Source organism: Allobosea sp. Root381 (genome assembly GCF_001429395.1).
In the GTDB taxonomy this organism is placed as follows: domain Bacteria; phylum Pseudomonadota; class Alphaproteobacteria; order Rhizobiales; family Beijerinckiaceae; genus Allobosea.
Map to the genome: position 1 here is coordinate 37,961 of NZ_LMJT01000011.1, position 12,445 is coordinate 50,405.

At 65.8% G+C, this 12,445-nt stretch carries 7 protein-coding genes; 5 read left to right on the forward strand and 2 right to left on the reverse strand.

Going from position 1 to position 12,445, the window contains the following annotated elements; all coding sequences use genetic code 11:
• Positions 1-343: 343 nt before the first annotated feature.
• From ASE63_RS11230 to glgB, 3 genes are read left to right on the forward strand one after another with little or no spacing between them, the layout of a single operon-like run.
• Positions 344-3,586, forward strand: coding sequence for an alpha-1,4-glucan--maltose-1-phosphate maltosyltransferase (locus ASE63_RS11230; protein WP_056800957.1), 3,243 nt, complete (start codon positions 344-346; stop codon positions 3,584-3,586).
• Positions 3,583-6,864 carry a maltose alpha-D-glucosyltransferase gene (treS, locus tag ASE63_RS11235; RefSeq protein ID WP_056800959.1) on the forward strand — a complete coding sequence of 1,094 codons (3,282 nt, stop codon included), beginning with the start codon at positions 3,583-3,585 and terminating at the stop codon, positions 6,862-6,864. The genes ASE63_RS11230 and treS overlap by 4 nt, the downstream gene beginning before the upstream one ends.
• Complete coding sequence (gene glgB / locus ASE63_RS11240; protein WP_056800961.1) at positions 6,857-9,046, forward strand: 1,4-alpha-glucan branching protein GlgB; 2,190 nt, start codon at positions 6,857-6,859, stop codon at positions 9,044-9,046. The genes treS and glgB overlap by 8 nt, the downstream gene beginning before the upstream one ends.
• 22 nt (positions 9,047-9,068) lie before the next feature.
• Here the strand turns inward: glgB and ASE63_RS11245 are convergent, their stop codons facing one another.
• Positions 9,069-9,497 (reverse strand): hypothetical protein, encoded by a 429-nt coding sequence (locus ASE63_RS11245; RefSeq protein ID WP_056800963.1) that lies wholly within the window; start codon positions 9,495-9,497, stop codon positions 9,069-9,071.
• Between the two features lie 220 nt (positions 9,498-9,717).
• On the opposite strand from ASE63_RS11245, the gene ASE63_RS11250 reads away from it, so the two are divergent.
• Positions 9,718-10,716 (forward strand): polyphosphate kinase 2 family protein, encoded by a 999-nt coding sequence (locus ASE63_RS11250; protein WP_244491373.1) that lies wholly within the window; start codon positions 9,718-9,720, stop codon positions 10,714-10,716.
• Positions 10,717-10,737: 21 nt separating this feature from the next.
• Positions 10,738-11,184: a hypothetical protein gene (locus ASE63_RS11255; RefSeq protein WP_082609845.1), complete on the forward strand. Its 447-nt coding sequence runs from the start codon at positions 10,738-10,740 to the stop codon at positions 11,182-11,184.
• 28 nt (positions 11,185-11,212) lie between these two features.
• Here the strand turns inward: ASE63_RS11255 and ASE63_RS11260 are convergent, their stop codons facing one another.
• Positions 11,213-12,247: an alcohol dehydrogenase catalytic domain-containing protein gene (locus ASE63_RS11260; RefSeq protein ID WP_056800967.1), complete on the reverse strand. Its 1,035-nt coding sequence runs from the start codon at positions 12,245-12,247 to the stop codon at positions 11,213-11,215.
• Positions 12,248-12,445: the final 198 nt, after the last annotated feature.

A 12,445-nucleotide genomic window follows, 5' to 3' on the forward strand; every position in this document is an offset into this window, starting at 1 on the left:
GCATCAGTGCGTGGCGTATTCTCCGTCGTTCAGGCGGCAGGCGCAGTGTCGAACGCGTCCGGCAACGGGCCTGTCGCAGACCCTCATCTCACAGTTTCACACCCTGTGGTCGCCCGTCGCGCGCAAACGGAGAATAGCGCCAATTTCTCTCGTTCACGAGGGTTTCGCGAGCGGTTGCCGCAGAAACATCTGACCGTTTTCGCGCGGTTGGGCGATGGGCGCAGCGATGCGTCTCTGCGGCCATCACTGGCCTCATCGGGGACGCCGACTCGTCGTCGAAGATGGAACCCGTCCAGCAGTCCCGTCGTTGCATCACGGTCATCCAAGCGAAAAGGAGAGCCGAGTGCAGGGCGTCGAAGCGCAAGTCCATGGACGCCCCGCCCATCCTCCTCGCGACAGGAGAGCCGAAGCGGCGCCGCGAATCTATTACCTGCATCCATGGCTCGGCGGCGAGCTGACATGGCGCGCATCGGCACAGCAGGCCAAGCGGCTGGGCTTCAGCCACCTTCTGCTCGCCTGGCCCTTTTCGGCCTCGAACGACCTGTTTCTTACCCGCTCGGTGACGCATATCCGCGAGCACGAGGCCAAGCCGGTCTTGAACGAGCTGGCGCAGGATTGCGGCGAGCTCGGCCTGCAGCTCTGGATCGATCTCGCCGTGACGCGCGCCGAGGCGAGCGGCCCTCTCGCCGCCTCCCATACCGGCTGCTGGGCGCCGCTGCGGGGCGAGCCGCTCGATCCGCGAACCATCCATGCCGTCGATGCGGCCCAGCCGGCATTCTGGGACGAGCAGGCCAGCAAGCGCCTGATCGCGTTCTGGCAGGGCATCGTCGCCGGCTGGCAGGAGTTGGGCGTCTCCGGGCTGCGTTGCCACGATGCGAGGGCGCTGCCGATCGAGACCTGGGCGGAGCTCCTCGCTCCGGCCCGCGCCGCGGACCGCGATTTCAGGGCCATGGCCTGGATGCCCGGCACATCCTGGGAGGAGCGCTCCCGAGCGGGTGCCGCATTCGATTTCGTGCCCTCCTCGATTGCCTGGTGGGATGGCCGCGAGCCGTGGCTGATCGAAGAATACAATGCGATCTCGGCCGAGGCCGGGCTGATCGGCTTCCCGGAAGACCCGTTCTCGCCCCGGCGGCCGGCCCGGAGCCCGACGAGCCCAGAAAGGAGCAGCCGCTTCGCGCTGATGGCCTCGGCGGTGCTTGCCGATGGCTGGCTGATGCCGATGGGCTTCGAGCACGGCATGGAGACGCCGTTCCTTCACGCGAGGGCCGAGGATTTCGCAGCCGCGACCCGCGGAAGCACCGATCTCGAAGCCGCCGTTGTGGCCGCGAACGAGGCCGCCGCGGACCTATCGGGTGGTGGTGGCGGCAATGCGATGCGGCCGCTCGCTCTGAAAGAGACGCTCGATGCAGTCGCACGCAGAACGGCGGATGGAACGCGGCATCTCGTGCTGCTGAACCGCGACCTAATCAACGCCGCTTCGGTCGACGTCGATCTGCTGGCGGCCCGGCTGGGCGCCGTACCGGCGACCGGCCCCGCCGAGCTCGAACTCGCTCCCGCGACGGGAGCAGCGCTCCTGCTGGATGACAGACCCGGCGTCATGGACGCCGCTTCCGCCTTGCCCGGCCAGCGCGAGCAGCTGGAAGCGCAGCGCATCGCCATCGAGGCGGTCAGCCCGAGCGTCGATGGCGGTCGCTTTGCGGCCAAGCGCTGCGTCGGCGATATCGTCGAGGTGACGGCCGACATCTTCAGTGACGGCCATGAGGTTCTCGCCGCCGAACTGTTGTGGCGCGCGGCGGACGAGGCCGAATGGTCGCGCGCGCCGATGAAACTCGTCGTCAATGATCGTTGGCGGGCGCATTTTCCCTTGCGTCGCGTCGGCCGCCACCTCTTCGCCATCGAAGCTTGGTGGGACGATTTCGCCACCTTCCGTCGCGACCTCGTCAAGAAGCGCGATGCCGGCCTCGATATCGCGCTGGAGATATCGGAAGGCCGGCTGCTGCTGGAGCGGTTTGCCCGCGCGGCGGAGGCGCCCGATAGCAAGGTGATCGAGGAGCATCTGCGCCGCCTCGGCCCGTCGCAGGACGAAAGCGCCTCCGTGCTGCTGGCAGAGGCTCTGCTGCAGGCCATGGAGCGCGCCGATCCGCGGCCACACGCCACGCGCTCGGAGGCGACCTACCCCGTCGAGGCCGATCGCGAAGCCGCCTTCCATGCGAGCTGGTACGAGCTGTTTCCGCGCTCGGTAACCGACAGCCCCTCCCGTCACGGCACGTTCCGCGACGTGGTCGAACGCCTGCCCGCGATCAAGGCCATGGGCTTCGACGTCCTGTACTTCCCGCCGATCCACCCCGTCGGCAAGACGAACCGGAAGGGCCGCAACAACACCATGACGCCGGGTGCGGACGATCCCGGCAGCCCCTATGCTATCGGCGCCGCCGAAGGCGGACATGACGCGATCCATCCCGAGCTCGGCAGCCGCGAGGATTTCCGCGCTCTCGTGAAGCGGGCCGCCGAACACGGGCTCGAGATCGCGCTCGACTTCGCGATCCAGTGCTCGCCCGACCACCCCTGGCTGCGCGAGCATCCCGGCTGGTTCCAGTGGCGTCCCGACGGCTCGATGCGCTACGCCGAGAACCCGCCGAAGAAGTATCAGGACATCGTCAACGTCGATTTCTATGCCGGCGAAGCGATCCCCGATCTTTGGCTCGCACTTCGCGACGTCGTCCAGGGCTGGGTCGACGAGGGCGTCCGCCTTTTCCGCGTCGACAACCCGCACACCAAGCCCTTCCCCTTCTGGGAGTGGCTGATCGCGGATATCCGCTCGCGCGATCCCGGCGTCATCTTCCTGGCGGAAGCCTTCACCCGGCCGAAGGTGATGTATCGCCTCGGCAAGGTTGGCTTCTCGCAGTCCTATACCTACTTCACCTGGCGCAACACCAAGGCCGAGCTGACGGAGTATCTGACCGAGCTGAACCAGGCGCCGGCGCGGGACGTCTATCGCCCCCATTTTTTCGTCAACACGCCCGACATCAACCCGTTCTTCCTGCAGCAATCGGGCCGGCCAGGCTTCCTGATCCGGGCCGCGCTGGCTGCGACATTGTCCGGGCTATGGGGCGTCTATTCCGGTTTCGAGCTCTGCGAGGCGGCAGCGATTCCGGGCAAGGAAGAATATCTTGACAGCGAGAAATACGAGATCAAGCCGCGCGACTGGCAGGCCCCCGGCAACATCGTTGCCGAGATAACCCGCCTCAACCTGATCAGGCGCAGCCACCCGGCGCTGCAGAGCCATCTCGGCCTGACCTTCTACAACGCCACGAGCGACCAGATCATCTGCTTCGGCAAGCGCGCCGGCGGAACGGGCGAGATCATCCTCGTCGCCGTCAATCTCGATCCGTTCGCCTCCCACAGTGCCGATATCGAGGTCCCGCTCTGGGAGTTCGGCCTGCCCGACGATGCCTCCGTCGCGGTGGAAGATCTGATGCGCGGCCACCGCTTCGATTGGCACGGCAAGGTGCAGACGATCACCCTCGATCCTCACGAGCTACCATTCTCGATCTGGCGGCTTTCCGCCCCGGAAGGTGCCGCATGAACGCGCAAGAAGGCCTGATCACCCCAGACGCCCAGGCGACCGACCCGCAATGGTACAAGGACGCGGTCATCTACCAGCTGCACATGAAGTCGTTCTACGACGCCAATGGCGATGGCATCGGCGATTTCGCGGGGCTGATCTCGAAGCTCGACTACATCCAGGGGCTCGGCGTCAACGTCATCTGGCTGCTGCCTTTCTACCCGTCGCCGCGCCTCGACGACGGGTACGACATCTCCGAATACAAGGCCGTCCACCCCGACTACGGCACGATCGCGGATGTCCGGCGCTTCGTCCGTGCCGCCCATGAGCGCGGGCTGCGGATCATCACGGAACTGGTCATCAACCACACCTCCGACCAGCATCCCTGGTTCCAGAGGGCGCGGCTGGCCAAGCCGGGCTCGGCCCATCGCGACTTCTATGTCTGGTCGGACACCGACAAGCTCTACTCCGGCACTCGGATCATCTTTCTCGACACCGAGCGCTCGAACTGGACCTGGGACGAGACTGCGGGAGCCTATTTCTGGCATCGCTTCTACTCGCATCAGCCCGACTTGAACTTCGACAATCCGGCCGTTCTGAAGGCGGTTCTCGGCGTCATGCGTTTCTGGCTGGAACTCGGCATCGACGGGCTCAGGCTCGATGCCGTGCCTTATCTGATCGAGCGCGACGGAACCTCCAACGAGAATCTCCCCGAGACCCACTCTATCCTGAAGCGGATTCGTGCCGAGCTCGACGCCTCGTTCCCCGACCGCATGCTGCTGGCCGAGGCGAACATGTGGCCGGAGGACACCCAGGCCTATTTCGGCGAGGGCGACGAATGCCACATGGCGTTCCACTTCCCGCTGATGCCGCGGATGTACATGGCGATCGCCCAGGAGGACCGCTTCCCGATCACCGACATCATGAGGCAGACGCCGGACATCCCCGAGACCTGCCAATGGGCGATCTTCCTGCGCAACCATGACGAGCTGACGCTCGAGATGGTGACCGACAGCGAGCGCGACTATCTCTGGAACTTCTACGCCTCCGACCGGCGCGCCCGGATCAATCTCGGCATCCGCCGCCGGCTTGCTCCCCTGCTGGAGCGGGACCGCCGCCGCATCGAGCTGATGAACAGCCTGCTGCTCTCGATGCCGGGCACGCCGGTCATCTACTATGGCGACGAGATCGGGATGGGCGACAATATCTTCCTGGGCGATCGCGACGGCGTGCGGACCCCGATGCAATGGTCGCCGGACCGCAATGGCGGCTTCTCCAAGGCCGATCCCGCCAGCCTCGTCCTGCCGACGATCATGGATCCGCTCTACGGTTTCGAGGCGGTCAATGTCGAGGCGCAGGCGCGCGACTCCCATTCCCTGCTGAACTGGACGCGGCGAATCCTCGCCGTGCGCCGGGAGCATCAGGCCTTCGGCCGCGGAAGCTTGCGCTTTCTCTATCCGAAGAACCGCAAGGCCTTCGCCTATCTGCGCGAATATGGCGGCGAGACAATCCTGTGCGTCGCCAATCTCTCGCGCTCGGCGCAGGCCTTCGAGCTCGATCTCGCGGAATTCGCCGGCCGCCACCCGATCGAGATGCTCGGCAACTCGGTCTTCCCGGCCATCGGCCAGCTCACCTATCTCATGACTCTGCCGCCATACGGATTCTACTGGTTCGTCCTCGCCGAAAGCGCCGAGGCGCCGTCATGGCTGGCGCAACCGCCTGAGGCGATGCCGGAATACACGACCTTCGTCCTGCGCGGGGGGCCGGACGAGATGGTCACGCCGCAGTACCGACAGGAGTTCGAATCCAGCATCCTGCCGCCCTATCTCGCCAAGCGCCGCTGGTTCGCGGCCAAGGACCAGACCCTCGAAAGCGTCCGCGTCGCCTACACCGCCCGCTTCGGCGCAGCCCGCGAGATGGCGCTGGTCGCCGTCGAGGCGGTGCATGGCGGCGGAACGGAGCGCTATCTGCTGCCGCTTGGCATCGGCTGGGACGACGAGATCACGGCCGCGCTGCCGCAGCAGCTCGCTATTGCCCGCGTCCGGCGCGGCCGCCGCACCGGCTACCTGACGGACGCCTTCGCGCTTCCGGGCTTCATTCACGAGTTGCTCGCCCTGCTGCGGAGCGAAAAAACGCTTCCGACCACCGCCGGCCAGGTCTCCTTCAGGCCGACGCCCGCCATCGACAGCATCGAACTGACGGCCGACGCGCCGATCCGCTGGCTGTCGGCCGAACAGTCGAACTCGTCGGTGATCGTCGATCACAAGGTCATGCTGAAACTCTTCAGGAAACTGGCAAGCGGCCAGCATCCGGAAGCGGAGATGACGCGTGTCCTGACCCAGCGCGGCTATCGCAACAGCCCCGCCTTGCTGGGCGAGATCGTGCATGTGCCGCAGGAAGGCGACGAGGTCGTTATGTCTGTCGCACAGGCCTTCATCCCGGGCGAAGGCGATGCCTGGGAATGGACCGCCTCCTATCTCGGCCGCGTGCTCGACGAGATGATGCGGGCGGATTTCGACGTCGAGGATCAGCTTGCGAGCTATGCGAGCTTCGCCGCGACACTCGGCCGCCGGCTCGGCGAAATGCACGCCGTGCTGGACCAGCCCAGCGAGGACGATGCCTTCGACGTCGTCGCGGCCGGTCGGGATCAGATCACGCGCTGGCAGGCGCGGATCGGCGGGAGGGTCGAGGCCGCCTTGCAGAATCTCGACCGCGGCCGCGACGCCCTCGCTCCTGCCGAGCAGGCCTTGGCCGAGAGAGTTCTCAAGAGCCGCAAGGAACTCGGGCCGCTCGTGGAGCGACTCTGCCGATCCGGCGAGGGCAGCCGGCTGCACCGCATCCACGGCGATTTCCACCTGGGCCAGGTGCTGGTGGCGAGCGGCGACGTCATGATCATCGACTTTGAGGGCGAGCCCTCTCTGTCCCTGGCGGAACGTCGCGCCAAGGACTGCGGCTGGCGCGACGTTGCCGGCATATTGCGCTCGCTCGACTATGCCCTCGCGGCGGCGCGGCGGGGCGCGCCTTTGGCCGGGAAGGAGGAGCGGTGGGAGCAGCTGGCCGAATTCTTCCGCCAGCTCATGCCGGGAGCGCTGCTGCAGGCTTACCGCGAGGCGGTAGGCAATGCGGAAGGGGAGCTTGCCGGGCGCGACCGCGACCTGCTCGATCTCTTCATGCTGGAGAAGGCGGCCTACGAGGTCAATTACGAGGTGAGCAACCGCCCCGACTGGCTGGGCGTGCCGTTGCGTGGCCTGACCGAGCTAATCGAGCATCTGCTTCCGGAAACGACGACCGATGACTGACGCCGCCATTGCTCGCATCCCGGTGCTCGATCTGGCAACGGCGGCAGCCCTCGCGGCAGGCCGGCTTAGCGAGCCTTTCGCCGTTCTGGGCCCACGCCAGGGCCCCAGCGGGCGCTATCTGCGGGTCTTCCTCCCCGGAGCGTTGGCTGTCTCGGCCAGCCAAGGCGGTGTTATGCAGCAGCTCCATGCGTCGGAACCGCAAGGCCTTTTCGTCGGCGCGCTGGACGAAGGCCCCTATCTCCTGGCGATCCGGTGGCCCGGCGGTGAGCAGACGACCGAGGATCCCTATGCATTCGGTCCCCTGCTCGGCGAGCTCGACCTCCATCTCATCGGCGAGGGCCGGCATTTCGAGCTGGCTCACGCGCTCGGCTCGAACCTGGCAACTGTGGACGGGGTGCGCGGTGTCCGCTTCGCGGTATGGGCTCCAAACGCGCGCCGCGTGTCGATCGTCGGCACTTTCAACTCCTGGGACGGCCGACGCCACATGATGCGCCGGCGTGGCGAAAGCGGCGTTTGGGAACTTTTCGTCCCACGCCTCGGCAGCGGCGAGCTCTACAAATACGAAGTCGTCGACCGCGACGGCGGGGTGCTTCCGCAGAAGGCCGATCCGGTCGCGCGGGCGGCAGAGCTCCCGCCGGGTACCGCGTCCATCGTGCCGCGCGATGCCTCGCATCTCTGGGGCGACGCGGAGTGGATGGCGACACGCGCCGAGCGACAGAGCGTCGTAGCCCCCATATCGATTTATGAGATCCACCCCGGCTCCTGGGTGCGCGATACCGAAGGCGGCGTGCTGGACTGGCGCGGCCTGGCGGAGCGGCTCGTGCCCTATGCCAAGGCGATGGGCTTCACCCATGTCGAGATGATGCCGATCGCGGAGCATCCTTTCACCGGCTCATGGGGCTATCAGCCGCTCGGCCTCTTCGCCCCGTCGCGCCGCTTCGGCGAGCCCGAGGATTTCGCGCTCTTCGTCGATGCCTGCCATCGCGAAGGGATCGGCGTCATCGTCGACTGGGTTCCGGCGCATTTTCCCTCGGATGCGCACGGGCTGGGCCGGTTCGACGGCACGGCATTTTACGAGCACGAGGACCCGAGCGAAGGTTTCCACAAGGACTGGAACACGCTGATCTACAATTTCGGCCGACGGGAGGTCGCCAATTTCCTGATCGCCAGCGCGCTGCACTGGATCGAGCATTTCCATGTCGACGGGCTCCGCGTCGATGCAGTCGCCTCGATGCTGTACCGCGACTACAGCCGCGAGCCGGGCGAATGGCGCCCCAACATCCATGGCGGCCGGGAAAACCTCGAAGCGGTCGCCTTCGTGCGCCAGCTGAACGCAGTCGTCGGCGAGCGACAGCCCGACGTGATCACGATCGCGGAGGAATCCACCGCATGGCCCGGCGTCACGCGCCGCTCTGCCGAAGGCGGGCTGGGCTTCTCCTTCAAGTGGAACATGGGCTGGATGCACGACACGCTGCACTACCTGCAGCGCGATCCGCTCTATCGCAGCCACCACCATGACGAGATGACGTTCGGGCTCGTCTATGCCTTTTCCGAGAATTTCGTCCTGCCACTCTCCCATGACGAGGTCGTTCACGGCAAGGGTTCGCTGCTGGCGAAGATGCCGGGCGATGACTGGCAGAAATTCGCCGGGTTGCGCGCCTATTTCGCGTTCATGTGGACGCATCCCGGCAAGAAGCTGCTCTTCATGGGCGGCGAGATCGCCCAACGGCGCGAATGGGATCACGACGGCGAAATCGACTGGGATCTGCTCGCGGACGACCGGCACCACGGCATGCAGGCGCTCATTCGCGACCTGAACGGGATTTATCGCGAGCAACCGGTGCTCTACGCCACCGACGCCTCGCCCGACGGCTTTCGTTGGGTCATCCAGGACGATCGCCAGAACAGCGTCTATGCCTTCATCCGCTCTGCTCCCGGGCATGCCCCGGTGCTCGTCATCGCGAACATGACGCCAATGGCCCGGTCCAACTATCGCGTTGGCGTTCCCCATGCCGGGTACTGGCGCGAAATCCTCAACAGCGACGCGAGCCATTATGGTGGTTCGGGAATCGGGAACGAAGGCGGCGTCTCGGCTTTGGCAGAGGCCTATGGCGGCGAGCCGGCCTCACTCGAGGTCGTCCTGCCACCGCTCGCGGCTCTCGTTTTTCGGCTCGAGGGCTGAGACGGCCGCGTCGAGCAAACGGCTACGGGCGGCGACCACCCGAGAGCCAATCGCGCAGCCTGGGCGATTTGTAGATGACGAGGCCCGCGCATAGGGCGCCGGCTGCCGCCGACGCCAGGGCCGTCAACTCCTCCCGCGAATATGGCAGGCGGGTCGGCGGCGTGCCGTAGGAGGAGGATTTTGCGGCGCTCGCCGCAGGGCGTGGGCGTGCGCGCAGGAAAAGGGCTGCGGCAAAGGCTATCGCGGCAACGGCCGCGAGGATGCCCGCGACGATCAGGCTGCCGGCAAGAGGGCCATAGCGGAATGTCAGGACAGCGCGGAGCGCATCGAGAGCATAACCCCCGGCGAATACTGCAAGCAGGCCTCCCGCGGCCAGGATGGCGTAGACGACCGCCATTCGCTTCAACACGGCCGTCATTTGCGCCAGCAGATATGCGAAAAGGGCGCCCACGATGCACCTCCGGCTTTGGCGAACAGGCCGCCTCACGCAGGCGTCAACTCACGGTCCATCGGCGGAGTTCCTCCGAGCGGCCAATCGCGATGCGTGCCGTCCCCGCCACCCGACGCCGAACCCGCATGCGAGGAAGCGCCTTGTGATCCCGGCGCTTCACCCGATAGTGTCGCTGACGCGGATGGCGGCATGGTCGAGCGCGTTCCGGGGGGAGCCGATGATGAAGCCTTCCGACATCGTGAAGAGCTTTCGGATCAAGACCGGCCACAAGTTCCGGCTGGACGACCTCTCGCCGTCCGAAACGCTCGGCTTCGATATCGACAAGGATGAGGTCAAGGATCTGCTGGCGTCAGGCGTCAAGCGCCTGCGCGATCTCCAGGAAAAGCTCTACGCCGATGGGCAGCGATCGATCCTGATCGTTCTCCAGGCCATGGATGCGGCAGGCAAGGACAGCACCATCGAACACGTCATGTCCGGCGTGAACCCACAGGGTTGCGAGGTCACGTCCTTCAAGGTCCCGAGTCCCGAGGAACTGAAGCACGACTTTCTCTGGCGCACGACGGTCGCCCTCCCGCCACGCGGGCATATCGGCATCTTCAATCGTTCCTATTACGAGGAAGTGCTGGTCGCGCGGGTCCACCCGGATGTCCTGGCCAAGCAGAACCTGCCGCCGGAGCTCGTCACCAAGGACATCTGGAAGGAACGGTTCGAGGACATTCGCGCTTTCGAGCGTCACCTCGTCCGCAACGGAACGGTGATCCTCAAGTTCTTCCTGCATCTCTCGAAGGAGGAGCAGCGCAAGCGCTTCCTCGAACGGATAGAGGATCCCGACAAGCACTGGAAATTCTCCGCGGGCGACATCGCCGAGAGAGCGCGTTGGGACGAGTACATGGCGGCCTACGACTCGATGATCCGCCACACGGCGACGAAGGAAGCGCCCTGGCACGTCATCCCGGCGGACAACAAATGGTTTTCCCGGCTGGCGGTCGCCGCCACGATCGTCGAGCGCCTCGAAGGGCTGGACCTGAGCTTCCCGGTGCTCGCCCCCGACATGAGGGAGGCCATGATGGTGGCCGGGCGAAGCCTGCTCGAAGAGGGCACACCCGTTGCATCTTCGAAGCGGAAGGCCCGGAAAGCCAATGGGGGTTTGGCCGAAAGCCGAGCCGATCGCCAAGCCGATAGCAACGATCAAGCCATGGTGAACTATCGCTACTGGTAGGCACCGATCAGGGAGGACGCGATGAACGCTACACAATCCCTACTGGGCACGGCCGCGGCGCTGATGCTTTTGGCAACGCCTGCCGCCGCCCAGCAGCGGCAACTCGGTCCGCAAACCGGGTCGGTGCGGATCGAGCAGCTTCAAGTCGCCTTCATCGGGTCGGGCCAGGTCGGCGGCGGCACGCTCAATTTCCGCGGACGCTCATACGGCATCACGATCGGCGGGGTGGGATTCGGCGGCATCGGAGCGTCGAAACTGACTGCCCGCGGACGGGTCTACGGGCTGAAGCGTGTCGGCGATTTCGCCGGCGCCTATTTCCAGTTGCAGGAAGGCTGGGCGCTGGGGCGCGCGGGCCGCGGCAGCGTCTGGCTGCAGAACGCGAAGGGCGTCACGATGAACCTCGACACCCGCCGCCAGGGCCTGCAACTGTCACTCGGTGCGGACGGAATGCTGATCGGCTTCAAATGATCGCCGGGCCTCCGCGCCGGGATCGCGCTCATTTCCGGTGCTGCTGGCCCGGATAGATCAGGCTCTTCACCAGCCCCGGCTCGTTGGCGGCGTGGCGCCGAAATGCCTTCGGTGCTTCCTCGAGCGAAAATCGATGCGAGACGACGGCGTCGACATCGACCTTGCCCGTCGCGACGAGCTCGATGGCCCGGGGATAGACATGGCCCATGCGCCGCGAGAATTTGATCGTCAGGCCGCGCCGGCGCGCCTCGGCCGCCGGTATCACGTAGCTGTCGCCATCGGGGATGCCCACCAGCACGATTCGCCCGCCGATGCGCGCGGCGCGAATGGCGTCGCGGAAGCCCTCGGGCACGTTCGTCGCCTCGATGACCAGCGGCAGCCCCTCGCCTTTCGTCCATTCAGTGATATCGGCGACGCTCTCGCCGACCTTGCTGGCCCCGAGCTTCAGCGCAAGGGCGCGCCGATGCGGCTGCGGCTCGCAAGCCAGGATTTCGCCCACACCCATGGCCCGCAGCACCTGGAGGATCAGCAGGCCGATCGGCCCGCAACCGACCAGCGCCACACGTTCGAGCAGTCCCGGCCTGGCGAGATCGACCGCGTGGATCGCAACGCCGAGCGGTTCGAGCATCACCGCATCGCTCGGTGACAGGTTCTGTGGCACGGGGACAATCTGCGATTTCGGCACCCAGATCCGTTCGGTCATCGCCCCGTCATTCGGCGGTGCGCCGATGAAGACGACCTCGGGGCAGAGGTTGGGATGGCCGCGCTGGCAATGTTCGCAATGCCCACAAGCCTGATTGGGATCGACGGCGACCAGCATGCCGCGGGCGAGGCCGAGCTCCGGCAGATCCTCGGTCAGCCAGCCACTGAACTCATGCCCGGGCACGAAGGGCGCAGCGATCACGGCCGAGCCGATGCCGCCATCCTTGTAGTAGTGCAGGTCGCTGCCGCAGAGGCCCACAGCGGCCACATCGAGCAGGGTTTCGCCGGCACCCCCCTCCCGAAGGTTGAAGGGCGCGACGCGCGCATCGCCGGCGGCATGGAGAAAGACGGCGTGGGACATCTCGCAAAGGCGCTCCGGTAGAAAAGTTCTTCAACAAATGTATTTGTATATTTACATTAGTCACGGTCAAGGCGAATCCGTGTTCGGAAATGGCCAAGCACCTGCATTGTGGTGCCCTGCCAAAGCGATGTAGGCCAAGCGACGAAACAGCTCATCGGTCGCTTTCGAATCAAGCGGCCTCGCCCAGCCCCGCGATCA